The organism is Paenibacillus lactis (assembly GCF_017873605.1).
Taxonomy (GTDB): Bacteria; Bacillota; Bacilli; order Paenibacillales; family Paenibacillaceae; genus Paenibacillus_AQ; species Paenibacillus_AQ lactis.
Map to the genome: position 1 here is coordinate 15081 of NZ_JAGGKI010000032.1, position 25327 is coordinate 40407.

A 25327-nucleotide genomic window follows, 5' to 3' on the forward strand; every position below is an offset into this window, starting at 1 on the left:
CTATCCTGACAGGACATGTCGTTCGAGCCTTTACGATGAACATCGTACGGGCAGCAGTAAGAATGGGCTTGAAGAAAACTGCATCGACTAAACATCAAAAGCAAAAAGCAGCCGAAGAACCGGCAGATCATGGGGATCTGCCGGTCCGGCTGTTTTTTTTGAGGTCAGGTTGGCTGAACCAGCCTACTGCGGGGTACCCGGGACATCCGGGGATGCCCCGGTCGTGATCGAGTATTTGCCCCGCTCCGTCAACAGCACGACCTGATCCTCCCTGACTTCCGTTCCGGTGAGATCGTCAAGGCCGATGACAAAGCTATCGCCCGGAAGCGGCGCTTCGTGGCCGGCGGTGATGACGACGCCCGGTCCGTGCAGGAGCAGGCAGCGGCTGTCTCCGTAACCGTCGATCGACTGGTTATGGTGTTCGCTGACGTCAAAACGCTCAAGACGCAGCTGCACCCGGTCGCGATCCCGCTCCTCTTCCTTTTCAATCATCAGGGTGTGATTGCTCTTGCCGTTAAACCAATTCGTTACGTCTTGCAGCGATGGGTTCATGGATGCACCTTCCTTGGCTGAGGTTTTCCATAGTTTGTCCATTTGGCGGCCCTCTTATTTGGGTGGGGGGAGCGGGCCGGCCCGGCCTTATGAAATTTTTATATGGATCAAACCTTCTTCTCACATTTACATGATAATATAGGTAAGGATACATACCTGAACGTTAAGGAGATTTTAGAGCTATGCGGGGAAAGTGGTATTATTTCCTGGCGATGCTGCTGATTGCCGGAAGCTGGGTCGGGAACATTTGGTATGACCAAGCGAACCGCTTGGAGCGAACCGTATTCTTGGAGCATTACATCGAGGTCATCCCCGAAGCAGGCGACTACTTCGACTTGTACTATTTGGAGGACAAGCGGCTGGAAAGGAAGCTGATCGACATTTATATTGAAGGCTATCCCGGGCTGCAGGTGAGTCCTTATCCTAATTATGCAGAATATCGAAAACAGTCATTAGGGAAAATGATCGTGAGCTTCGACAGCGCAGATTCGGGGCAAGAGCCTCCGGAAATAAAAGAGCCAGCAGTCATTAGACAAGTAACTGCCTTATATAGTGACGGATCATCGGAAAAGGTGCGCATCGGAGAAATCCATCTTGTGCCCAGAGATCATGTAAATCGAGACCATGATCCCATACAATGGACATCAGGTGCAGGATCCTCGGACCATTCCGGATATGATCGGTTGGCAGTCCGGCGTCCGGTCAATCTGACCGGTCTATCCTCAGTTTATATGAGCATGGTTGAGGAAGGGGATTTGCTGGTGCATGCGGACATCGTAAAACGGACACCGGGCATCAGTCACCGTTCGGAAGCACCCTCGGAAGCTGAAATCAAGCTATCGGGTGTCCCGATTCTTGACCTTCCGCTGCCGGTCCGGCTCAATCAAGGGGATTCCGTCAAGGTCGCTTACAAGTTTAACCTGTCCTCGCCTGCGAAGCGGATGCAGGTTTACCAGCTGCGCCTTCGGCTTGAGTATGCCGATGCCGAGGGTGACCAGGCGCCCTGGCAAAGTGTCCATCATTTTGCCTATTACCCTTCACCGACGGAGCGGGAAATTACGGAATACGTCCGGGAAAGAAGGGGAGCGTTATGAGCAGCGCCTGTTACCGTATCGCCTGGGGACTCCTCCTAGTATTGATCAATGTGAGAGTGGGGGGATTGGACCTCCTGCCGGACCCGCTCGGCTATCTGCTGGCTGCATCCGGCTTATGGACGCTCTCCGAGAGGAGCCGTTTCTTTCAGGCAGGAGGAGCAGCAGCCCTGCTGCTTCTGATCGGGTCCATTGCCCGGATGATTGTTGGGGAGCCGGGGACAGGCTTCTTAAACGGCCTGCCGCCTACGATCTTAGAGCTATCCCTTCGATTATTGGACATGCTGCTTAGTACGCTCCTTATTTACGGGATCTGCAAGGGGATCATGTCGAGTTTCTCGGGTGAGTCTTCGCTGAATATAGCCGGAAGAGCTCGGGTTTGTCTTGGATGGTTTATGACCGTACAAGGGCTATGGCTTGCATCTTATCCCTTCACTTTGAACGTCGACCAGGATATCATGGCCTTTTGTTTGTTCATTTTGACCATAGCCGTCATGATTTCCCAAGCTGCGGTGCTGTTGATGCTGAGGGCGGCCGGAAGATCATGGCGGGAGATGGAGGAAAGGAAATAACGCCCTGATCCTTAGTCGCCCCGGCTCGATTTATCTTTACTGGGGTGGTACACGATGGTAACGCCCAGTTGATTATATATTTCTTCGGTGTAATGGTGATCCGGGCAGTGCTTAATCAGCGCCATGTCGTCATAGCGCGAAACGAGTCTCTGTTCGCAATCCGGACAGCGGTCCTGAAAAAGATTTTTCAGTTTACTGAACACACCTGTACACCTCCATATTTCCGATACAAATACTTGGTTTTAATTATAGATCAGGGCCCGGGCACTTTCAATAGCCACCTGCGCCCAGATTTGTTCATTTTCGTACCGCGTGCATAGGCTCCACGGCGGAGCGGAGCGTGGCATCTATATGAAGGTGGTCAATCAATCTAATAGAACGGAGATCGATCATCATGATCATGCAGCTCGTCATTATGGTCTTAATCGGCCTTATCGGCTCCTTCTTCTCGGGACTTCTCGGGATCGGCGGGGCGATTATTAATTTCCCCCTTTTATTGTACATGCCTGAATGGTTTGGCCTTGAAGTGTTTACCTCCAAGGAAGTGGCGGCGATCAGCATGCTGCAGGTTTTCTTTGCTTCCTTGTCAGGGATGCTGGCGAACCGGATAAGCTCCCGTAAAGGAGAGGCCTATATCCATCGGCCGTTGGTATTGCAGATGGGTGTCAGCACGCTGGTCGGAAGCTTAATCGGAAGCCTGTCCTCCATGGTCATGAGCAGCGCGGCCATCAATGTGATTTATGGTTTCCTGGCGGTTATCGCGGTTCTGCTCATGATCGTTCCTACCCGGGCGACGATGGAAAGCCGAACGGTGCAGGAGGTTACCTTCAATCCGTGGATCGCCTCGGGATCGGCATTTCTCGTTGGAGGGATTGCGGGCATCGTTGGGGCGGGCGGGGCATTTATTTTGATTCCGATTATGCTGACCGTCCTGAAAATTCCGACAAGGATCACGATTGCCTCTTCGCTTGCCATCGTGTTTTTGTCTGCCGTCGGCGGGGTGATCGGCAAATTGGCTTCGGGAGACATTCCGCTGTGGCCGTCCCTGTTCGCGGTCGCGGGAAGCCTGCTCGGGGCACCGATCGGCGCGATGGTGAGCCGAAGACTGAATGTCCGACTGCTCCGGTATGCACTGGCCGGTTTTATTGCACTCACCGCCGTTAAAATCTGGAGCGATATTATCGGGTAAGTAATGGATGAGAATAGAGCATGATGGATATATGATGAGGAGGAATGGAGCATGTTATTCAATCGGTTAGGTTCTTCGGAGCTGCTGGTAAGCGAAATTGGTCTTGGCTGCATGTCGCTGGGTACGGAGGAAGGAAAGGCTGTTAAGCTGATCCATGAGGCGCTGGACCGGGGCGTGAACTTCCTCGATACGGCCGATCTGTACGATGAAGGACGAAATGAGGAATTGGTCGGCAAGGCCGTGCGCGGACGGCGCAGCGACGTCATCATCGCGACCAAAGTCGGGAACCGGCGTGTGCCCGGCCAGGAAGGCTGGGTATGGGATCCCTCGAAGGCGTACATCAAGTCGGCCGTGAAGGACAGTCTGCGCAGGCTGGGAACCGATTATATCGACCTGTACCAGCTGCATGGAGGGACGATCGACGATCCGATCGATGAGACGATCGAGGCGTTCGAGGAGCTGAAGCAGGAAGGACTTATCCGCTATTACGGGATATCGTCGATTCGCCCCAATGTGATTCGGGAGTATGCGAAACGCTCGAATATCGTGAGCGTCATGAGCCAGTACAGCATTCTGGATCGGAGGCCTGAGGAAGAAGTGCTGGATCTGCTGAAGGAGCAAGGCATCTCCCTTATCGCTCGGGGGCCGGTTGCTCGAGGCATCTTGTCGGGAAGCGGCGAAGCCAAGGCGGAGAAGGGCTATCTGGATTACAGCAAGGACGAGCTTTTGAGCCTGCTGAAGCAGCTGGAAGAGCATGCAGACGGCATGGATGTGTCCCATCTCGCCATTCGATATGCATTATCCCATGCTGCTGTGGCCTGTACGATCCCGGGAGCAAGCTCGCTGGATCAGCTGCTTCATAATCTAGCCGCCGGCGAGATGGAGCCGCTGTCTCCGCAGGTTGTTCAGCGGGTTCAGGCGATCACCCGGGCCAACCGGTATGAGCAGCATCGCTGAACCATTCATGCGGTCAATGATTCAGTCCGTAAATGATTGAGCGGATGAATTGCCAGCAGGCACTGCCCGCTATCCGTTAGGGATAACGGGCTTTTTATAGTGGCAGTCTGGATTTGGTGCCGCGTCCGAAAGGGCAAGGTAATTAATTCCGAAAGACATGGTATTTCCAAAAGGCAAGGCTGTTCCGAAAGGCATAGCTATATGATTTAGCACTCCAAGCCTTTTTGACCTGATCTTGAGATGGCCTTCCGTTTGGCCTACAATGATTTGGCCGCGTTACAAGCTGCGCTACGTTATACGCATTTTTTTGTTCATTTAGATGCATTGGTTAAACTTTTTTTCCGCCCTGTTCGTTTTCAATACAGAAGCCGCGCGGCTTAACGAATCAGGTCCAAAAGAAATAGCTGAAAGGGTTATTGCATGATTACCATCGAGCATTTATCGAAGACGTACCGGAAAGGGGCGTGGGCGCTCCTTGACGTGTCGCTCCAATTGGATAAAGGCATGACCGGATTGCTCGGGCCTAACGGGGCGGGCAAAACGACGCTGATGCGCATATTGGCGACACTGCTGGCCCCGACATCCGGACAGGTGAGGGTAAATGGCATTTCGATCACAAGGCCGGAGGAGATTCGCCCGATGATCGGTTACTTGCCCCAGCATTTTCATATTTATCCGCAGCTGACGGGCAGAGATTATCTCGACTACGCAGCCGTAATGAAGGGCATAAAGGATCGGGAGGCGAGGAGAAAGGAGGTCGCCAGACTCTTGGAGACGGTGAATCTCCAGGATAAAGCCGACAAGAAGGTTCGTACTTATTCGGGCGGTATGAAGCAGCGCCTGGGCATTGCTCAGGCCCTTCTCGGATCCCCCGATATCCTTATCGTGGATGAGCCGACCTCCGGCCTGGATCCGCAGGAACGGGTCCGGTTCCGCAACGTCCTGACCCGCTTTAGCATTGACCGGACCGTGCTGCTGTCCACGCACATCGTCGCTGACATTGAGAGCAACTGCCGCCGGATCGCCGTCATGAACATGGGGAGACTGGTCATGTCCGGAACGCTCGGCGAGCTGCAGGCCTGCGGCAACGGACAAGTGTGGGAAGCGGTGCTGTCAGCCGATGCGTTCTCCCGCGTGGATCCGATGCAGGTTGTATCCACGAAAGCTGTACCGGAAGGCATTTTGTGCCGTTTTGTAGGAAAGAGGCCGTTTGCGGATGCGCACCCGGCTGAACCGTCCCTGGAGGACGGCTATCTGGCCCTGCTGCGGAGGGATCGGGATGTGTAAATGGTGGAGACATGCCGTGCTGGAATGCCGGCTGCTGTTCGGCAATCCGGTGTTTGCATCCTTGCCGGTCATCTATGCGATTTTGTTCGCCATGAACATGTTGAATAGCGGAGGCGGCACAGAGCAGAACCTGTATACGATGGCTTACAAGTTTCATATGCTCGGGCACACGATGACGCTCGGTCCCGCGATGCTGATCGGCATCTTATCCATGCGAAGGGATGTTTTACGGCGCTCGTTCGAGTGGAATCACAGCTTGCCAGTATCGTTCCTGACGCTGTTATCGTCCAAATATGCCGTAAGCATGCTGTATTTGTCCTTGTTCACGCTTCCGACAGCGTTTATCTTCTACACGATCTCGATCAGCCAGGGGATTGCCGGCGGAATCGCCATGCATTATACGATGCAATTCGCCATGCAGTACGAGATCTCGTATATGGTCACCCTTGCGCTGGCCATGGTGCTGGGGGCCAGCATTCCGAATCGGATTGTCTATTTGATCGGCTTTTGCGCATGGATGTTCGGCACCTTTTTCATGGATATTTTTATTATTACTCAGCTCGGATGGTATCCGGCCGAAGTCTTTCATTTGAATCAGTTCTTCATTCAGTCCGAAGCATTACAATATGAAAATTGGAGCTATGCCCTCATATCTGCGGATATCTCCCGTTCGCGCTGGTTCGTGCTGGCCTTTACGGGGTTGTTGCTCGCGGTAAGTCTGCTGCTACTGAACCGGAAGCGCCCGACGATGCATGTAAAAAGGATTTGGGCGGCGGCGGTGGCAGCCCTCGTGTTGGCTGGAGCCATCTTCATGCCATACGGCAGCTTATGGGCAGAGCGGTATGAGCAGCTGGGCAGCAAGCTATCGGACCCATCCATCGGGCTTACCGATGATCCGGTGCCGGCAACGATATTTACGGTATCCTCCTATGATCTCGAGCTGAAACGGCTCCCTAACGATAATCTGCGAGTCACAGCCCGGCTTCGAATCCCCGCTGGGGAGCTGGCAGGGAAGTCGGAGCTTCCGCTGACGTTGAACCGTTTCTTCACGTTGGAGCGTGTTCGAATTCAAGGCAACGACGCTCCTTACCGGAGGCGGGGGGAGATGCTGACAATCAGTCTTCCGGCGAATTCGCGGCAGGAAATCGAGGCCGAGCTGGTTTATTTCGGAAGCGTAATGGATTACCGCACCGATTATTCGCGTAATGATTTTGCGGCCTTCAGTCTTGGAGACGAGGTGAAGCTCGAGGGCCATATGGCCTGGTATCCGCTTCCCGGCCACCAGCATGTTTACCTCAAGCAGGTCGAGACGTCTTCGCCTTACATTACCTTGGCCCGGCGTTACGGGATTCAGCGGTATTCTGTAGGTGATATGAAACTGAAGGTAGAGGGATATTCAAAGCCGCTATACAGCAGTTTGAAGGAAGTCGAGCGAGGGCCCGGATACCAGATCTTCGAGTCGAAGGGGATCGGGCAGAATGTTTCCCTGTACGGGGGAAGCTTCTGGACCGAAGTGCATCGGCCGGATTTCAAGGTGCGTATTGTGACAACCCCATACCTGGAAAAGTGGGCTGAGGGACTATTGACGGAACTGAAAGGGAAGTATGATTATTTTGCAGCATGGATTCCGGGAATGTCCACGGACATCGACACCATTCTGTGTTTGGGACAGGGGATCGAGTGGCCTCACGCGGAGCATTCCCTCATCCTGTCCTCAAGGGAGTATACCTACTTCAGCAGCAATCTGCCGGGTGAGTGGGTGAACTACATGCTGTTTGGCGATCAGCCTGCTTATTATGGCAATTATGAGCATCCGGAGCAGGATGTCCGGAATAAAATCGGCAGCCTGTTCTGGTACGTGTATTATATAGAGGAAAAAGGGCTGAGCGATAAACAGCTGCGCAGTGCTTACGGACACTTAAGATCAGTCCAGGAGCTCCTGTTCAAGAACGGGGACGGGACCGATCCGCAGAATAAGATCGGGATCGGAATGGCAAGACAAGTCCGGCGGGCGATGAAGGAAGGAAAGGCAGAACAGGTCAAGAAAGTGCTCGCCCATTATTATGGGCACGGCCTTCAGTTTCCGGATACGGAACGGTATCCTGCGATGAAGCCGGAGGCTCCGGTCACTTATGAGGAATGGGTGAAGCGATGGAAGCAGACGGTTGGGGAATAACGGCTTCTGCATGCGATAACAGTGCCGAGATTCAATCGGGAAGGCATCGATTGATGGATGAGGCACGGAATGGGTAAATTACGGATATATCGATCCAGAAAGGGGGGAGGGGCATGATTTCCGATCAGCAGCTGTCCGAACGGATGGCGGCGGGTGATCAGGAGGCGTTCGAGCTGCTGGTCACCCGGTACCATGGTCCGCTGTTAAGCTATACGACAAGGCAGCTGACCGACAGGCAAAAGGCGCAGGATATCGTCCAGGAAACGTTTATCCGCCTGATCCGGCATCTGAGGACCCATGGGACGCTGGAACATGTCAGATCCTGGCTGTACCGCGTAGCCCTGAACATGTGTAAGGATTACTGGAAAAGCGCAGCCTACAGGTCCGAGGGGCTTGCCGGTGAAGAGCTGCCGGATGCCCATGATCCCGCACCCGGGGCGCAGGAATTGATAGAGAGGCAGGAGACGTCCCATGAAATTGCGGTGTCGCTCGGTACTTTGCCGGACGTTCAGCAAGAGATCATTACGCTAAGATTTTTCCATGACCTTAAGCTTCAGGAAATCGCGGATCTGGTGGACCTCCCCCTTAGCACGGTAAAGACGCATCTATATAACGGATTAAGAAAGCTAAAGAAAACGCTGGTCCAAGAGCAAGGAGAATTGGTTCCGATGCCCCCGGCCGGAAGATCGGAACGGGGAGGCCGTTCCAAGAGAAAGGTCCTGAGCCGTTCAAGCACGGAAGAAGAGCCGGATGACCGGCGCAAGGCTACAGAAAGTGAGGTGTGTATCCATGGATCATCCATTCGATCGTGAATTGGGAAAACTTGAGGACGAGCTGCGGGGACCGCTTCGGCGCGCGATTCTCCCTCCGCCGACACCGGAGGAAACCTCACGGCTCATTGCTTCGCTCCAAGGGGAGTTCGATCTGCTTAAGGTTGAGCCGGAATCACCGAAGCTTGATTTCAATCCCCAGGTGGATCCGCCGTCGCTGAAGCAGATCCTCCGCAGCCAGCTCAGGCTGAATCAGCGATCCATTCTGCTGACCAGCAGCGCGGTATTTCTGATGCTGGTGCTGCTGATCGATCCAGCCTATCCGCTGGATCACTTCGGTGGGCTTCCCGGCGGCATATTTCCGCTGATTACCCCGCTTCTGCTCATCGTGTCCATGCTATTCAGCAGCCGTACATGGGATAAAGGGATGCGGGCTGTGGAGACGCTGACGCCGTATCCGCCGGCGCTAGTCTTGTATACTCGGCTGCTGCTGGTCACAGGCATCGTGACCGGAATGGCACTGCTCAGCACGATCGTTATTGGCTTCAAATCGATGCAAGCCGAAAATTCAACGTTCCTGTTCGGGCCATTCGTTCTCGAATGGATGGGCATACTTCTGGTCACCGGCGGAGCCGCCATGTATATGCTGTTTCGGAAAGGAATGATCGCCTCGCTCGTCTCGGCCGTCCTTGTGTATGGACTCTGGATCATCCTCCAAGGACAAATCATGGATCACGGGGTTTCCATGAGCGGTAAAATGGCAACGGATATCGTGCTCCTGATCATCGGCGTTTCACTGCTCGTATCCTCTTACGGCCGCAGCCTCAAATGGAATGCTGCGTCCTGGAGAGCTTCCACATGATTCGGATCGAAGGACTGGAGCGGCAGGCCGGCACGTATCGGCTGGAGATCGAGCGGGCCGTCATATCCTCCGGCCTCAACCTGGTCGTTGGCGCGAACGGAGCCGGGAAGACCACGCTGATCGAGCTGCTGACCACGCTTCAAACACCGGACGCGGGCGACATTTTGTACAGCGGTAGGAAGGCTGCAGACCATCTCCCGCTCATCCGGAGCCAGATCGGGTATGTTCCGGCCGATATCGAGCTGTACGGGGATATGAAGGCAGGCAAGCTGCTGAAGTATATGGCTGAATTGAAGGGAGTCTATCAGCCGGAAGCGATCGACAAGCTGATCGGCGACTTCCGGCTGGAGCCGTTCCGCAAAAGCAAGGTCAAGCATTTATCGCAGGGGGTGCAGCGGCGCATCGCGGTCGTGCAAGCCCTTTTGGCCTCGCCGTCCTTTCTGTTTCTGGATGAGCCGCTGAACGGGATGGACGCCGAGGAACGCAAATTTCTGATCACCTACCTTACCCAATACGCCAAGGGGAGGATGGTCATTGTCGCCGCCCACGAGCTGAACGAATGGGAAGAGGCGACGGATAATGTCATCTGGATTCACCGGGGGCGCCTTCGGTACAACGGATCGCCTCAGCAATGGAAGCTGAGCGTAGCCTCAAGCGTATGGGAGGGGGAGGTGGACCTCAGCGACTTTGAACGAATTCCGCAAGAGAGGCTCATTCATTTTCAAATGACCGATGAACGCATGAAGGTCCGCCTGATGGCCAAAAAGCAGCCGGGCCCCGAATTTTTGGAGAAGGAGCCGACACTGGAGGATGCCTTTTTCCTCCATATGGATGCATTGGCGAGACGTGGATAAAAGTTCTTCTCTTTTCGCTCTTGTAAATAAACCTAATATATGAAAAAATCATCATCCGTTTGGACGATGATTTTTTTCTTTTCCGCGGACCGTGACATTCGTATTGGATTAAATCTCCGTTTAGGATGGGTTTAACCCTTTCCCTTCTTTCTGTGTCTCCAGCGATAGATCCAAGCTGCAACCATGGCCGATGGCCAGAATGAACTCTGCGCGTTGTAGTGAAGCTGCTCTTCCTGAAAGGACATATTCTTGTAATACGTTTCCTGACTGACGCCTTTTTTTCGAGGATCCTCATTGATTTCCTTGATATAGCGATACTGGACAGGGATCATGATCAGAAATGCTGCGAACAGAACGCCGGCGATCACCCACAACATCGAACCCATAAGTTCACGCTCCTTCGTATCGTCAGACCTATGCTTTTATATACGTCATATATTGGATGCGGTTTCAACAATTATCTTCAGGGCAAATCAATCTTTGGGGATCCGGGTAAAAATAGTTCGTATAGTGCGTGCATCATCACGGATGTGCGTATGAAATCATCGATACGAGAGGAGACGTATTATGGGAACCGCAGGACAACAAGGAGTCGAGAAGGTAGCGCTGGTGACCGGAGCAGGAGCAGGAATCGGCAGAGGCATTGCGAAGATTTTGGCGGAAAAAGGGTATCGGCTCGCGCTCACCTACAACTCGAGCAAAGACGGGATATTATCCGTTGCCGAGGATATCGGCCATATCTATGGCAAGGAGCCTCTGATCATCCAGAGCGATCTCACGATTCGGAGCGAAGCGGAGAACACGATCCGCAAGACGGTGGAGCAGCTTGAACGCATAGATCTGCTGGTCAACAATGCCGGGATCGGCTTTCATAAGGAGCTCACCGAAATGGAGGAAGAGGAGCTGGATACGACCATCAACCTCGATTTCAGGGCTCCGTTGCTGCTTAGCAAATATGCAGCCAGGGAAATGATTGCCCGCGAGATCCCTGGCAATATCATCTTTATCACCTCCTCGCGCGGCGAAAGAGCTTACCCGAAGGACAGCATTTATGGCGGCATGAAGGCAGCTTTGATTCGTGCGGCCCAGTCGCTGGCGCTGGAATGGGCGCCGCATGGAATCCGGGTAAACTGCGTCGCGCCGGGGGCTACGGTTCACAAATTGGAGCAATCCGCCGAGAAGGAGCCGCTTGGAGATAAAATTCCGCTGGGGAGGCTCGGAACCCCTTCCGATATTGGTGAAGCGATCGCTTGGCTATGCTCGGATGCAGCATCCTATATTACAGGCATCAACTTGCGCATCGACGGGGGGCTCATCCTTCCGGGGATGCCGGAGGATACGTCGCCGGAAGCGGGATACGGCTGGGGCAAGGTAAATCCGCACGGTGAGGATAAAGATAAATAAAAGCCGCAGAAAAAAACTTCTAATTCCGATGAAAATAGTTGGTAATGACTCTTTTCAAACTGTGGAAAGTATGAGAGAATGATGGAAATCAGCAATCATACTATTTTCCATATGAAGAAAAGGGAGGAAACATCCATGTCAGAAGAACGTCAACTATCGATTGAAACGTTAGCGGTTCATGCCGGCCAGGAGCTCGACCCGACAACCCTATCCCGAGCCGTTCCGCTCTATCAGACGACATCCTACGGCTTCAAGGACAGCGAGCATGCGGCAAACTTGTTTGCCTTGAAGGAATTCGGCAATATTTATACGCGGATCATGAACCCGACGACCGATGTATTCGAGAAGCGGATCGCGGCGCTGGAGGGAGGAGCAGGCGCACTGGCGACAGCTTCCGGACAAGCCGCTATTACGTTCTCGATTCTGAACATTGCCGGTGCGGGAGATGAGATCGTTTCCTCCTCCAGCTTGTACGGCGGCACGTATAATCTATTCTCCACCACGCTGGCAAAGCTCGGAATCAAGGTGCACTTCGTCGATTCCTCGAATCCGGAGAACTTCCGGGCTGCCATTAACGACAAGACGAAAGCGCTGTTCGCTGAGACGATCGGCAACCCGCAAGGAAACGTACTCGACGTGGAAGCGGTTGCGGCAATCGCCCATGAGCATGGCATTCCGCTCATCGTAGACAACACGTTCCCGAGCCCGTATTTGCTGCGCCCGATCGAGTATGGAGCCGATATCGTCGTTCATTCGGCAACCAAATTTATCGGCGGTCACGGAACATCGATCGGCGGCGTTATCGTCGACAGCGGCAAGTTCGATTGGAGCGCAAGCGGCAAATTCCCTGGATTGACAGAACCGGATCCAAGTTATCATGGCGTCGTGTATACCGAGGCCGTCGGTCCAATTGCATATATCATCAAGGCGCGCGTACAGCTTCTGCGGGATATCGGGGCTTCGCTGTCTCCATTTAACGCTTGGCTGCTGCTGCAAGGATTGGAGACGCTTCATCTCCGCGTGCAGCGCCATAGTGAGAACGCGCTGAAGGTTGCCGAGTATCTGGAGAAGCATGAGGCCGTCGAGTGGGTCAGCTATGCGGGGCTGCCAAGCCATCCTTCGTATGAGCTGGCGCAGAAGTATTTGCCGAAGGGCCAAGGTGCTATTTTGACGTTTGGCATTAAGGGCGGCGCCAAAGCCGGGCAGAAGGTCATTGAGAACGTGAAGCTGTTCTCCCATCTGGCCAACGTCGGCGATTCCAAATCGCTGATCATTCATCCGGCCAGCACGACGCACCAGCAGCTGAGCGAGGAAGAACAAGTCAGTGCCGGTGTGAATCCCGAGCTGCTGCGGCTATCGATCGGTACGGAATCCATCGACGACATCCTGTATGATTTGGAGCAGGCGATTGCGGCCAGCCAGAAGTAAGGCCAATCGAACTATTTTCAAATAAGATGTCAGGGCACTTTCCTCCTTAGGGGAATGGTGCCCTTTTTTTGATGCTAAATGGCAGCTAAGCCATTGTATTGAGAGAGTCGAGCCAGGGATGGCCTTCTGGAAATTGCGTCCGAAGCGCATGGGCAAGCCATACTCTAGCCGTGTCGTTGAGGCAGGGAAGGACCTTCATGAAATCCCGCTCATCTTTTTCGCGGATATTCTTGCTGCCCCCTTTGTACAAGAGCTGTATCTCCGGCTTCAGGTAGGGGACTCCCTGTTCTGTCTTCAAGGCTATATCTCGGAGCGACCTTCGGATCGATGGTTCCCTGCGATAAATCCAATGGTCCCCTTCGGTTTCCACCAACATGATTTGAAATGAAAATGGGGCTTTATGATCCTTGCTGACCCACACATCCCCGACAGAATACAAATATTCGCCTTCCTCCCATAACGACAAGGTTCCTTGATCAGCTTTGTACAGCGTCCAGTCTTGGGCTAATGCGGCGTAAACGACGGCCTGCTCTTCACGAAGAATCAGGATATCGATATCGTCATGTTCTCGGGTCTGCTCCCCCAAATGCAAATCCAAAGCCCAACCGCCTGCGACATACCAATGCACAGGGATTTCGGCAAAAATCCTGACGGCATCCGGTATGCTAATGGGTCTCCAATGATCGTAATCGGTTCTCATGTCGATCTCTCCTTTTCGTTTTTCGGCATGAATCCATTCCTCCATTTTAAATGTTCTATACGTCTCGTCAAATGGATGATGAGCAGATGTGGCCCATAAAGCACCGTGCCATGGAACATGGTTTCTTGGCGGGCGTGCGCCCCGCTCGTATTATGTACCGAGATTTTTCAGCGGCTTTTATCCCGTGTACTGTATATTTCCAAATGTTTCATAATACGCTGTAGGGTAGGCGGCAACATCCAATACATGGCGAAAGGGAGTAGAACGATAACCATGACGGAAAGGCAATGGGGAACCGGCAGCGAATGGGGAGAGCGTTTAAATGGGGAAGCCGTGAATGCCGTGGACTTTGCGGCCGGCGATTCCTCTCCCGAGACGGATCTGCTGAAGCATTTTGCGATGGCGGGCGGTATAACGCATGAGGAGGTACTGTTGCTGTTGGCGGCCCCGGAGGACATCGACGAAGCGCTTCGGGTTTCGGGAATTCGGCACAGCGGAACCATCAGCCCCTCCTTGCATCGGCTGCTCGGATGGAGTGACAGGAACCGGAGGCTTAAAGTCATGAGCCGCACCGCCGTCCCTGAGAGGATAGAGCGCGATATTCGCCAAGGAGCCCAGGGGATCGGACTGATCCGGGGCGAGGAAGCTCTCCAGCATGGACTGCTGCAGGAAGTGTATACGGCCTGGCTGAAGTCGCGGGGAGAGAAGTCTTCCATGCTGAGACGGAGGCTGATTATGCTGTGGACGGCGTACTGGGTCTCGGTATTCCAGGCAGCGAAGGGGTCTCGATGTGCGGTAAGCCTGCTGGAAGACCCGGCGCTGTCCCATGCGATGGAGGAGCGGGAAGCGCAGGACGCCCAACTGGAGTCGATGTTCCGGGCATTGGAACAATGCGGGGAACAGGGCATGGAGTGCCAGCTGGAGCTTCTGGCCGTTCAGCCTGAGCATGCCGATGAATTTATGGACATCCATCATTTTATCGAGGAGGTTGCGGAGCAGACGCTAATGGACCAAAAGCGTTTCGTACGCATCCGGTACGGAGCCCTGCTGGACGAGCGAACGAATCCGGCTGCGGCAGCGGAAATCGCGCGGATGGCGGATGTGATCGTCCTGGATATGGAGGGCACCGAAAGTGGGGGAGATCCGGGATTGACCGAGGATGCGGCGAGGGGCTTTGCCGATATCATCGAGCGGATTCGGCGCATCAAGCCGCAGTTAACGTTAAGGATGAACGGGGCGGGAACCGGCGACCTGAAGATGGTTTACCGCCATGGAATCCATGAGGTGAGCTGCAGCTCTACGGATCTTGCCGCCGTGCGGATTTTGGGGGCACGGCTGGAGCTGCGCAGAAGATGCTCCTCATCCCAAACCGCCCAAACCAACCAAGCAACTCAAGCTTCTCAAGGATAAACCGGAATGAGAGCGCTTCACACTTAGACTAACATTAGATGTAACCGACAGCGAGGATCGGACTTATTTACGGATTGAACGATAACGAGTAAGCCTTTTGCAAGGGACATTCCCGCAGAAGGCTTTTTTTATTGAATTTTGCCTGTTTAATTTTTTATGATCATCCGGCAAAAACTGGTTTACAAACGGGACATTCGTGAGTATGATATAGGTATAAAGTTGGTTTAGGGAAAATAAATTGTATAAGATCAAAAATGATTTTCATTCTCATTTAGCATGCTGCTTCGGCTTAGCCGGGGCAGCATGTGCCATTTTTAGGGCATTAATAATGGGTCTCATTCTCAACTAGGAAGGTGATTGTAATGGAACTGATGCAAAGTCAAACAGCTGCAAGCATATCTTCAATCGAACATGGAGCTGATCCGCGCGAGCCGCGTCAGCCTGGAAAATGGGATATCCGGAGCCTGCTCTCCAATCCGGAGGTGCTGGCTGCATTGGGCAGCGGGGTTCTCATGCTGGCGGCTTGGATGGCCGGCCAATGGTCGGAACCGTTGTCCGTTGCGCTGTATGTGATCTCATACGCCATTGGCGGCTGGGTCAAGGCGAAGGAAGGCGTGCAGACGCTGCTTAAGGAGCGCGATCTGGATGTGAATCTGCTCATGATTGCCGCCGCCATGGGTGCCGCCTCGATCGGTTACTGGAACGAAGGGGCGATGCTGATTTTTATTTTCGCGTTAAGCGGAGCGCTGGAAAGCTACACGACCGAAAGAAGCCGCAAGGACATCTCTTCCTTAATGGAGCTGCAGCCGGAAACGGCGCTGCGTATCGAGAACGGGAACATGGTCTCGGTATCGATCGCCAAGCTTGAGATCGGCGATTTGATTCTGGTTAAGCCGGGAGAACTGATTCCGGCGGACGGGAAGGTGTATCGCGGAGGCTCGTCCGTGAATCAGTCGTCCATCACCGGCGAATCGGTTCCGGTCGATAAAGCCGTAGGAGACGAAGTATTTGCAGGAACGCTTAACGGAGAAGGCGTCTTATACATCGAGGTTACAAAGTCGGCGGACGCGACGCTGTTCGCCAAAATCATCCGCCTGGTTGAGGAAGCGGAAAGCGAAGTGCCGGCATCACAGCGGTTCATCAAGCGGTTCGAGGCGATTTACGCCCGGGTCGTCGTCGTCGTGACGATCGCTCTGATTGCTTTATCTTCACCGCTGTTCGGCTGGGATTTCAGCACAGCCTTTTATAAAGCGATGGTGTTTCTTGTCGTTGCTTCCCCTTGCGCCCTGGTATCCTCGATTATGCCGGCGATGCTGTCGGCGATTTCCAACCGGGCCCGCAAAGGCGTGCTGTTTAAGGGCGGTGCGCATATTGAGAATATGGCGCGTACAGCGATCGTTGCTTTTGACAAGACAGGAACGCTGACGCTTGGAACGCCGAAGGTAACGGATTTCATTGCGGGTGAAGGCTGGGACGATCGTGAACTGCTTGCCATCAGCGCATCGGTTGAAAAGATGTCGAAGCATCCGCTCGCCATAGCGGTTGTAAGAGCTGCGGAGGAATCCGGAGTGCCTCAGAAGCAGGTAGAGAACAGCCAATCTTTAACGGGATGGGGCATGCAGGGCGAACTGGAGGGCGACATCTGGAAAATCGGCAAGAGCGATGTGCTGGATGCCGTAACCGATGAAGCAGAGCTTTCCTTATCTCATCAAGCTATTAAAGATCAGAACGACCATCCGCCACAGACCGAACGCCCGAACGGGAAGGCCGGATGGATTGCGCAGCGTCAACGCCTGGAATCCGAGGGCAAGACCGTGTCCGTTATTATGAGAAATGACGAAATTGTCGGCATGATCGCTTTACAGGATGCGGTGAGACCGGAGGCTGCTCTTGCCGTTAAGCGGCTGCAGTCGATGGGGATTCGCGTGGCGATGCTGACCGGAGACAGGAAGGCTACTGCACAGGTTATCGCCGAGCAAACCGGCGTCGATATGGTTTTCTCCGACCTGCTGCCGGAAGATAAGGTCAACCATATCAAAGAGCTGCGTGAGCGCCATGGGCATGTTGTCATGGTCGGCGATGGCGTTAACGATGCGCCTGCGCTGGCAACGGCCACGGTCGGCATCGGCATGGGCGTTTCGGGAAGCGGAACGGCGCTGGAAGTCGCGGATGCGGTATTGATGAACGATAATATCGATGAAATCGCAGGTACCGTGAAGGTAGCCCGCCGGGTTCAGCGGATCGTGAAGCAAAATATGGTGTTTGCGATTGCGGTCATCCTTACCTTGATTACGGCGAATTTCCTGGAAGGCGTGGCGCTCCCGCTCGGCGTAATCGGACACGAAGGCAGTACGATTCTCGTCATCCTGAACGGATTAAGGCTTCTTCGCTCGGGAAACTGACCGCTTAGGGAAAGAGATTCAAATGATGATGCCAGCATAACGGATCCCCTTTCTTTTCGATATTCGAGAAGGAAGGGGATTTTTCATATAATGAAGCAGGGAGCAGACGTTTGTAGCGAATCTCGATAAGGAAAGGCGGAGGAGAATGGCGGCAATCTACGATTCGCCCAGGGGCGAAGCTTACGAGTGGCTGATCGATTACGCGGTGGAACGGTCGGATATGTTCATGGTGGCAAGAAGGGGCTACCTTCAATGCATTGACGGCGAAGATCGATTCATGCTGGCTGGTGAGGGCAATCCGGAATGGATGGAAGGGGCAGGGCGGATTTTTGCACTGCTTGAGCCTTATCTCGTTGAGGAGTACACGATAACGAGCGAGGAGCATGAACTAAGGTTTGAGAGGGATATAACGCCGGGGAGGGGAATCGAATATAGCCCAGGGTCATTTTATATGTACCGGTGCTGCAAAGAATCTGCGGCTGTGTTGAAGGAGGCTGCAACGGCATTATATGATTGGCAGCATCCCCGGTTGCCAGAGGATTTGACGTTTGTGGACCATGAGGGCCGGGAGCTCTTGTATCAAGTTGCTCATGAACGTATGGGTGGTCTTCAGGTTGAGGAAGATGAAGCCAGAAGGCTTGCGCAAGAGGTACCCGGCTTGTTTTTGTGCCTGCCGGAGCATCGGGAGTTTGAAGCGTTTTGGGAAGCAGTTCTGTTTCACCAGCCGCGCAGATTGGAGATATTCGGATTTGGCATTACGGAAATACCTGGGTCCATTCGTCAGCTGACGGACCTGCGGGAGTTGATGGTTCACGAAAGCTATGTGACCCGCCTGCCCGAGGGAATGTTCGAGCTAAGGAGACTGGAATCGTTAACCGTATATACAGCGAATTTGCTGGAAATCCCGGCGGGGATCGGCAAGCTGAGTTCACTTCGACATTTGACCATCGCATGTGGAAGCTACCATGACTCGGTCGACGTTATTTTGCCTAGGCAGGATGTATCGTTAAACCGCATTCCTCCCGAGATCGGGCAGCTGTCACGGCTGGAGAACCTTTGTATTAATTATACGGCGATCACGGACGTGCCTGTTGAGCTGCGAGAGCTTAAGAAGCTGCGGTGGCTGAGCCTGGGCCGAAACCGTTTGGCGAGTGCCCCGGCTGTTATTGGTGAACTACCGCAATTGGAGTATGTCGACCTCGACGATAATCTGTACAATCCACGGTCGATGGATTGGAACTCATCGCTGTAATTTTTCAAAGGTTTCACAATAATTTCATCCTGGTTGCAGCATGGTCTATTGACATGCGGTCAATATAGAATCATAATAAATATTAATTTATAATGATTATAATTAAGCGTTACATATACAGGAGGGAAACGACATGTATAAATCCGTTATTATAGGTACCGGCCCCGCTGGCCTGACTGCTGCAATCTATTTGGCTCGCGCGAATCTGAGCCCGCTCGTGATCGAGGGGCCACAGCCTGGCGGCCAGCTCACGACAACGACTGAAGTCGAGAACTTCCCGGGCTTCCCTCAAGGGATTATGGGTCCCGAGCTGATGGACAATATGCGCCAGCAGGCTGAACGCTTTGGCGCTGAATTTCGTACGGGCTGGGTCAACAGCGTAGAGTTCGGCGAGCGTCCGTTCAAGCTGAACGTTGAAGGCTTGGGCGAAGTCGTAACGGAGACGCTGATCATCTCCACGGGCGCAACGGCCAAGTATCTTGGCATTCCGGGCGAGCAGGACAATGTAGGCCGTGGCGTAAGCACCTGCGCAACATGCGACGGCTTCTTTTTCCGCGGCAAGGAAATCGTCGTGGTTGGCGGCGGCGACTCCGCATTGGAGGAAGCGAACTTCCTGACACGCTTTGCTTCCAAGGTAACGCTGGTGCACCGCCGCGATGAGCTGCGTGCGTCCAAAATCATGCAGGACCGCGCACGTGCAAACGAGAAGATCGAATGGGCGCTGAACCGCACGCCGCAAGAAATCATTGCGGACGAACAAGGTGTGAAAGGCATTAAAGTGGTGAACAACGAAACGGGCGAGGAAGAGATGATCGAAGCAAGCGGCGTATTCGTGGCCATCGGGCATCATCCGAATACAGGCTTCCTCGGCGGAAGCATTACGACGGATCCGAACGGCTACATCGTGACGACGCCGGGTACGTCCGAGACGAATATTCCAGGCGTCTTCGCATGCGGCGACGTGCAGGACACCCGTTACAGACAAGCGATTACGGCTGCAGGCAGCGGCTGCATGGCGGCAATGGATGCCGAGAAGTACATCGAGAGCTTGGAACATAACGCGGTCGTATTGTAAACTGATAGATAGAAGAAGCAACGAAAATCATAGCATAGAGGAGCTGGATGAACCATGGAAAACGTCATTGTCTACACATCGAATAACTGCCCGCACTGCAAGCAGGTCAAAGGCTTCTTGTCCGAGCAGGGCATCGAATTCGAAGAGCGCAATATCGAGCAGAACGAAGAATATGCCCAGCAAGTATGGGATATGGGGGTACGCGCCGTACCATTGACCATTATCGGCGAGCACCGCATTCTCGGCATGAACAAGCTTCAGTTCAACAAAGCTTTGAACCCGGAAGGCTAAGCTTAAGCTGCATGAACCTGTGATCGTCTATACGAAGAAAGGCTCTTTCCCGCGAAATGGGGAAGAGCCTTTTTCATGTTGGATGACCGGACGCGCCGGTCTGAGAAATCCTGCCCATCATTTGTCGAAGAACAGACTCATGATCAATTGAAACACAATGTACACGCCTACGCCGGAGCCCATGAGGGTGAAGCCGGCTTTTTTCTTGCCCTGAAACAGCCTCATAATGCCAAGGCTGAACAGCGGGGCAATCACAAGGAGAAACAGCAGCACGGTAATAAACATTTGCGGGGAAATATCCTCGGTGCTTACATAGGTCATTAGAGCGTTTCCTCTCCCTTTGCTATAACATCACACGCGTTTCATACCGGAACGGTGGTTGAACATGACAGAACAAGATTAATTATAGCGGAAAACGAAAGATTTTGCCTTAATCCGCCACAAGGGAAATATGGCAAAATCTAGTCATTTACGTAGCTGGAACCGAAACTCTGACCGGTCCGAGGAATTGCGAAATGGCGGAATAAGCAGCGCCGATCATCGTTGAGCGGCTGCCGAGCTCCGCAAAGTGGATTTCCATCAGCTCTTTGTGATATGGCAGCGTACGCTCGGCAACGACCTGCTTCAGCGTGTCCCCGATCCAGGCCCTTGCATCCGACAGCGGTCCCCCGATGATGACCGACTGCGGATTGAACCCGTTCACCAGATTCGTGATGCCGATCCCCAAATAGCGCCCCAGCTCTTGAAAATGGCGGATGGTCTCCGCATGGCCTTCCTCGGCATGGCGGATCAATGCCGAGGTTCGCCTTGCCGGAAGCCGATCGCCCTTATCGTCATATGATTTCTCCGAAGCATACAGCTCCCAGCAGCCCCGGTTGCCGCATGAGCACGCTTTGCCATCGGCCTCGATCGACATATGCCCGCTCTCCCCGGCATACCCGCGGGCACCCTTGTACAGCTCGCCGTTAATGATGATGCCCGAGCCGATCCCGCTCCCGGCGCTGATATACAGAAGGTGGCGGGCATCCTGTCCCGCCCCGAACCTCAGCTCGCCTTGGGCGCCCGCATTGGCCTCATTGTCAATGGTCACGGGAAGACCGAGCTCCTCCTCCAGCCGCTGCTGCAAGGGCACCATATCCCAACCCAGGTTGGGGGCAAAGAGGACGGTGCCGTTGCCGTCCACCATGCCCGGCACGCCGACACCGATCCCGATGATGCCGTACGGCGATGGAGGAGCCTGCTGCATGAGCTCCTTAATCATTGCAATCATGCGCTGCGTAACAGATTCAACATCATGCTCCGCAAGCGAGTCGTCTGCCTCGGCGGCGATGTTGCCTTCAAGGTCCGTCAGCACGCCCGTCATTTGGTTGACGCGCAGCTCAACGCCGACCGCGTAGCCGGCTTGGCCGTTAAAGAGGAGCAGCTGCGGCTTTCGGCCGCCGCTGGATTCTCCGGGGCCGATTTCCTGAAGCAGATGATGGGTCGCCAGCTCCTGAACGAGGTTAGAGACGGTGGCTTTATTCAGCCCCGTCAGCTCGGAAACCTTGGCACGGGACACGGGAGCATGCCGGCGTATCGTTTCAAGAATGATCGAGCGGTTTATTTTCTTGACCAGAGCCTGGTCACCGGTAATTTTGGTCATAGATATATTCATCCTTTTAGCTTGCTGACTGAGACTAGATATGCTCATAGTCTAGGCGTAAAGGCCGGAAAATGCAACAGGTCGAGGAGGAGCAGGGGACCAAGGGCCTTGTTGAACGGATGTGCCTTGGAAGGGCAGCCACATGGCGAGAAGGACAAGTGTGCCAACGCGGGCAAACCGGTTGCAAATTACTTTGTTTAACCAATAGACAAAGTCCGCCCGACTGTGTTAGGATATCCCTGTAAGCGTTAACCACACCTTATCAAGGTATAGGAGGACTCAATCAATGGCTTATTTTAATAACATCGGCAAAGTAGAGTATGAAGGAAGCAAATCGACCAATCCTTATGCTTTTAAATTTTATAATCCGACCGAAGTGGTAGCCGGCAAAACGATGGAAGAGCATTTGCGTTTCGCCATGGCTTACTGGCATACATTAACCGCTGGAGGCTCCGATCCGTTCGGTGCAGACACCGCCGTTCGCCCTTGGGGACACTACTCCGGCATGGACCTTGCGAAAGCCCGCGTAGAAGCCGGCTTCGAGTTCATGGAGAAATTGAATCTGCCGTACTTCTGCTTCCACGACGTGGACATCGCTCCTGAAGGCAGCAGCCTCCGCGAGTTCTACAGCAACATCGACACGATTGTCGATTCTATTGAAGAGCACATGAAATCTACCGGCAAGAAGCTGCTGTGGAACACGGCGAACATGTTCACGAACCCGCGCTTCATGCATGGCGCAGGCACGACCTGCAATGCGGACGTATATGCCCATGCCGCCGCACAGATCAAGAAGGGCCTTGAAGTGGGCAAGCGTCTCGGCGCTGAGAACTACGTGTTCTGGGGCGGCCGCGAAGGCTACGAAACCCTGCTGAATACCGACATGGCGCTTGAGCTGGATAATCTGGCCCGCCTGTTCCACATGGCTGTCGATTATGCGAAGGAAATCGGCTTTGACGCCCAGTTCCTGATCGAGCCTAAGCCGAAGGAGCCGACGAAGCATCAATACGACTTCGATGCTGCAACAACGATTGCGTTCCTGCAGAAATACGGCCTCGATAAGCACTTCAAGCTGAATCTTGAAGCTAACCACGCTACACTGGCTGGACACACGTTCGAGCATGAGCTTCGGGTAGCGCGCATCAACGGCATGCTCGGCTCCCTCGATGCGAACCAGGGCGATATGCTGATCGGATGGGATACGGATGAATTCCCGGTAAACATCTACGATGCTACCCTGACCTTGTACGAAGTGCTGATGAACGGCGGCCTTGGCCGCGGCGGCGTGAACTTCGACGCGAAGGTTCGCCGTCCGTCCTTCGAGCCGGAAGATCTGTTCCTGGCCCATATCGCTGGTATGGACACCTATGCCAAAGGCCTGAAAGTGGCAGCGAAGCTGATCGAAGACCGCGTATTCGAGGACTTCATCGAGAAGCGCTACAGCAGCTTTAAGGAAGGCATCGGGGCAGACGTTGTGGCAGGCAAGGCGACATTGGCTTCCTTGGCCGAATACGCCCTGAACAATGATTCCCCTCGTAAAAATGAATCCGGACGCCAAGAAATGCTTAAAGCGATCCTGAACCAGTACATTCTTGCGAACTAATTCATCGAACAGCTGATATTGCTGAACCATGAAATTCAAACCTTCACCGGCTCCCCCCAAGGAAGCCGGTGTACTTATTTCACAAACTTGGAACGTTTGAAAGCTATTTTCGAGATTTCAGTTTCACAGGATTGATGTTCAAAATGAACCGTTAGGAGGATGCAGATGAGTTACGTGATCGGAGTTGATTTGGGCACCAGTGCGGTGAAGACGGTGCTGGTAGACCGCAGCGGCAATGTTGTCGCCGAGCATTCGGAGTCGTATCCACTGAGCCAGCCGAAGCCCGGCTACAGCGAGCAGCGTCCCGAGGATTGGGTAGACAAGACCCTGCTGTCCCTGCGTCTCTTGCTTGAAGAATCGAAGATATCCGCTTCGGACGTGGAGGGACTTAGCTTTTCCGGGCAGATGCACGGACTGGTGCTGGTAGACGGCAAGGGGGCCGTGCTGCGTCCGGCCATCCTGTGGAACGATACCCGTACGACGGCACAGTGCCGCCGCATTGAAGATACGCTTCAGGAGAAGCTGCTCGGCATCGCCCGCAACCGCGCGTTGGAAGGGTTTACGCTGCCAAAGATATTATGGGTGCAGGAGAACGAACCCGAGCTGCTGAAGCAAGCGGCCCTGTTCCTGCTGCCGAAGGATTATGTGCGATACCGGTTGACCGGGGAGTACGCGATGGATTATTCCGATGCGGCGGGAACGCTGCTGCTGGATGTAGCCGCAAAATCGTGGAGCACCGACATTCTCGATGCCTTCGAGCTTCCTCATTCCATTTGTCCTCCGCTCGTCGAGTCGTTTGATCTGTGCGGGACGCTTCTGCCGGAGATTGCGCGGGAGTCCGGCCTGCTGCCGGAGACGAAGGTATTCGCAGGCGGCGCGGACAACGCCTGCGGCGCGATCGGAGCCGGCATTCTGGCCGAAGGACAGACGATGTGCAGCATCGGCACGTCCGGCGTGGTCCTCTCCTACGAGGAGCGAAGAGAGGTGGATTTCGAAGGCAAGGTCCACTTTTTCAATCACAGCGAGAAAGACGCGTACTACATTATGGGGGTCACCCTGGCTGCAGGATACAGCCTGACCTGGTTCAAAGATACGTTTGCGCCGGACGTCTCCTTCGACGAGCTGTTAAGCGGAATCGGCGACATTCCGGCCGGCAGCGGCGGCCTGCTGTTCACGCCGTACATCGTCGGCGAGCGCACGCCGCATCCGGATGCGGATATCCGCGGCAGCTTCATCGGCATGGATGCAGGGCATAAGCTTCCGCATTTTGCGCGTTCGGTGCTGGAAGGGATCACGTTCTCGCTTCGTGAATCGATCGATATTTTGCGGGCATCGGGGAAGCGGATCGACCGCGTCATTTCCATCGGCGGCGGAGCGAAGAACGAGGACTGGCTGCAAATGCAGGCCGATGTGTTCAATGCCGAAATCGTGAAGCTGGAGAGCGAGCAGGGGCCTGCAATGGGCGCGGCCATGCTAGCGGCATACGGCGCCGGCTGGTTCCCGAGCCTGCAGGCATGTGCGGAGGAGTTTTTGCGCGAAGCCCGTACTTATAAGCCGAATCCGGATACCGCGCAGCAGTATGAGAAGCTGTTTGGGCTGTATCAGACGGTATATGGCGCTACTCGGGAGCTGGGCAAAGGATTGGCCGAGTTTCGCGGGTAAATTGAACGAATTGTAAGGAAACAGGTCGGGGGAAGGATCCCCTGGCCTGTTTTTTTTATTACGGCTTTAGCCAGTTGAGCTCGCGAAGCGTGCGAAACAAAAAACCACCCGCTATGCGGGTGGAGGGATCGAGGGTTTGACCAACAAG

At 54.1% G+C, this 25327-nt stretch carries 24 protein-coding genes; 18 read left to right on the forward strand and 6 right to left on the reverse strand.

Going from position 1 to position 25327, the window contains the following annotated elements; genetic code table 11:
- Positions 1-183: 183 nt before the first annotated feature.
- Entirely contained in the window at positions 184-594 is a 411-nt protein-coding gene (gene ymzB / locus J2Z18_RS29160; protein WP_232239352.1) for a protein YmzB, read from the reverse strand.
- A gap of 140 nt (positions 595-734) precedes the next feature.
- On the opposite strand from ymzB, the gene J2Z18_RS29165 reads away from it, so the two are divergent.
- Entirely contained in the window at positions 735-1646 is a 912-nt protein-coding gene (locus tag J2Z18_RS29165; RefSeq protein ID WP_028405747.1) for a hypothetical protein, read from the forward strand.
- Positions 1643-2215, forward strand: coding sequence for a hypothetical protein (locus J2Z18_RS29170; RefSeq protein ID WP_028405748.1), 573 nt, complete (start codon positions 1643-1645; stop codon positions 2213-2215). The genes J2Z18_RS29165 and J2Z18_RS29170 overlap by 4 nt, the downstream gene beginning before the upstream one ends.
- A gap of 11 nt (positions 2216-2226) precedes the next feature.
- On the opposite strand, the gene J2Z18_RS29175 is transcribed toward J2Z18_RS29170, so the two are convergent.
- Positions 2227-2418 carry a hypothetical protein gene (locus J2Z18_RS29175; RefSeq protein ID WP_007131720.1) on the reverse strand — a complete coding sequence of 64 codons (192 nt, stop codon included), beginning with the start codon at positions 2416-2418 and terminating at the stop codon, positions 2227-2229.
- Between the two features lie 191 nt (positions 2419-2609).
- Between J2Z18_RS29175 and J2Z18_RS29180 the strand changes: the two genes are divergently transcribed.
- From J2Z18_RS29180 to J2Z18_RS29210, 7 genes are all read left to right on the forward strand, one after another.
- Positions 2610-3404, forward strand: a complete 795-nt coding sequence (locus J2Z18_RS29180; protein ID WP_210095712.1) for a sulfite exporter TauE/SafE family protein — start codon at positions 2610-2612, stop codon at positions 3402-3404.
- Between the two features lie 51 nt (positions 3405-3455).
- Positions 3456-4361, forward strand: a complete 906-nt coding sequence (locus tag J2Z18_RS29185) for an aldo/keto reductase (protein WP_007131718.1) — start codon at positions 3456-3458, stop codon at positions 4359-4361.
- 420 nt (positions 4362-4781) lie between these two features.
- Complete coding sequence (locus tag J2Z18_RS29190) at positions 4782-5648, forward strand: ABC transporter ATP-binding protein (RefSeq protein WP_007131717.1); 867 nt, start codon at positions 4782-4784, stop codon at positions 5646-5648.
- Positions 5641-7824 (forward strand): ABC transporter permease, encoded by a 2184-nt coding sequence (locus J2Z18_RS29195; RefSeq protein WP_144881268.1) that lies wholly within the window; start codon positions 5641-5643, stop codon positions 7822-7824. The genes J2Z18_RS29190 and J2Z18_RS29195 overlap by 8 nt, the downstream gene beginning before the upstream one ends.
- 113 nt (positions 7825-7937) lie before the next feature.
- The gene (locus J2Z18_RS29200; protein ID WP_144872281.1) at positions 7938-8636 is read left to right on the forward strand and encodes an RNA polymerase sigma factor; all 699 of its coding nucleotides are present in this window, start codon (positions 7938-7940) and stop codon (positions 8634-8636) included.
- Positions 8614-9456 carry a hypothetical protein gene (locus J2Z18_RS29205; RefSeq protein WP_007131714.1) on the forward strand — a complete coding sequence of 281 codons (843 nt, stop codon included), beginning with the start codon at positions 8614-8616 and terminating at the stop codon, positions 9454-9456. Before J2Z18_RS29200 ends, J2Z18_RS29205 begins: the two co-directional genes overlap by 23 nt.
- Entirely contained in the window at positions 9453-10310 is an 858-nt protein-coding gene (locus tag J2Z18_RS29210; protein ID WP_007131713.1) for an ATP-binding cassette domain-containing protein, read from the forward strand. Before J2Z18_RS29205 ends, J2Z18_RS29210 begins: the two co-directional genes overlap by 4 nt.
- 131 nt (positions 10311-10441) lie before the next feature.
- Here J2Z18_RS29210 and J2Z18_RS29215 read toward each other — a convergent pair whose 3' ends face one another.
- The gene (locus tag J2Z18_RS29215; RefSeq protein ID WP_007131712.1) at positions 10442-10696 is read right to left on the reverse strand and encodes a DUF3949 domain-containing protein; all 255 of its coding nucleotides are present in this window, start codon (positions 10694-10696) and stop codon (positions 10442-10444) included.
- A 181-nt stretch (positions 10697-10877) separates the two neighbouring features.
- Between J2Z18_RS29215 and J2Z18_RS29220 the strand changes: the two genes are divergently transcribed.
- Positions 10878-11714 carry an SDR family NAD(P)-dependent oxidoreductase gene (locus J2Z18_RS29220; RefSeq protein WP_144873181.1) on the forward strand — a complete coding sequence of 279 codons (837 nt, stop codon included), beginning with the start codon at positions 10878-10880 and terminating at the stop codon, positions 11712-11714.
- Between the two features lie 111 nt (positions 11715-11825).
- Positions 11826-13142, forward strand: coding sequence for a homocysteine synthase (locus tag J2Z18_RS29225; protein WP_260842871.1), 1317 nt, complete (start codon positions 11826-11828; stop codon positions 13140-13142).
- A gap of 85 nt (positions 13143-13227) precedes the next feature.
- On the opposite strand, the gene J2Z18_RS29230 is transcribed toward J2Z18_RS29225, so the two are convergent.
- Entirely contained in the window at positions 13228-13842 is a 615-nt protein-coding gene (locus tag J2Z18_RS29230; protein WP_210095713.1) for a nucleotidyltransferase domain-containing protein, read from the reverse strand.
- A 273-nt stretch (positions 13843-14115) separates the two neighbouring features.
- On the opposite strand from J2Z18_RS29230, the gene J2Z18_RS29235 reads away from it, so the two are divergent.
- From J2Z18_RS29235 to J2Z18_RS29255, 5 genes are all read left to right on the forward strand, one after another.
- Positions 14116-15252, forward strand: a complete 1137-nt coding sequence (locus J2Z18_RS29235; protein ID WP_028405754.1) for a hypothetical protein — start codon at positions 14116-14118, stop codon at positions 15250-15252.
- Between the two features lie 362 nt (positions 15253-15614).
- Positions 15615-17654, forward strand: a complete 2040-nt coding sequence (locus J2Z18_RS29240; RefSeq protein WP_210095714.1) for a heavy metal translocating P-type ATPase — start codon at positions 15615-15617, stop codon at positions 17652-17654.
- A gap of 145 nt (positions 17655-17799) precedes the next feature.
- Entirely contained in the window at positions 17800-18906 is a 1107-nt protein-coding gene (locus J2Z18_RS29245) for a leucine-rich repeat domain-containing protein (RefSeq protein ID WP_210095715.1), read from the forward strand.
- Between the two features lie 133 nt (positions 18907-19039).
- Complete coding sequence (trxB, locus tag J2Z18_RS29250) at positions 19040-19981, forward strand: thioredoxin-disulfide reductase (protein ID WP_028405756.1); 942 nt, start codon at positions 19040-19042, stop codon at positions 19979-19981.
- Positions 19982-20035: 54 nt separating this feature from the next.
- Positions 20036-20272 carry a glutaredoxin family protein gene (locus J2Z18_RS29255; protein ID WP_007131704.1) on the forward strand — a complete coding sequence of 79 codons (237 nt, stop codon included), beginning with the start codon at positions 20036-20038 and terminating at the stop codon, positions 20270-20272.
- A gap of 117 nt (positions 20273-20389) precedes the next feature.
- Here the strand turns inward: J2Z18_RS29255 and J2Z18_RS29260 are convergent, their stop codons facing one another.
- Positions 20390-20593, reverse strand: a complete 204-nt coding sequence (locus tag J2Z18_RS29260) for a hypothetical protein (protein ID WP_007131703.1) — start codon at positions 20591-20593, stop codon at positions 20390-20392.
- 148 nt (positions 20594-20741) lie between these two features.
- Positions 20742-21914, reverse strand: a complete 1173-nt coding sequence (locus J2Z18_RS29265) for an ROK family protein (RefSeq protein WP_144878976.1) — start codon at positions 21912-21914, stop codon at positions 20742-20744.
- A gap of 286 nt (positions 21915-22200) precedes the next feature.
- Here J2Z18_RS29265 and xylA point away from each other — a divergent pair, with 286 nt between their 5' ends.
- Both xylA and xylB read left to right on the forward strand, forming a co-directional pair.
- On the forward strand, positions 22201-23517 hold the full coding sequence (gene xylA, locus J2Z18_RS29270) for a xylose isomerase (protein ID WP_007131701.1): 1317 nt from the start codon (positions 22201-22203) through the stop codon (positions 23515-23517).
- A gap of 165 nt (positions 23518-23682) precedes the next feature.
- On the forward strand, positions 23683-25179 hold the full coding sequence (gene xylB / locus J2Z18_RS29275; RefSeq protein ID WP_144878977.1) for a xylulokinase: 1497 nt from the start codon (positions 23683-23685) through the stop codon (positions 25177-25179).
- Positions 25180-25327: the final 148 nt, after the last annotated feature.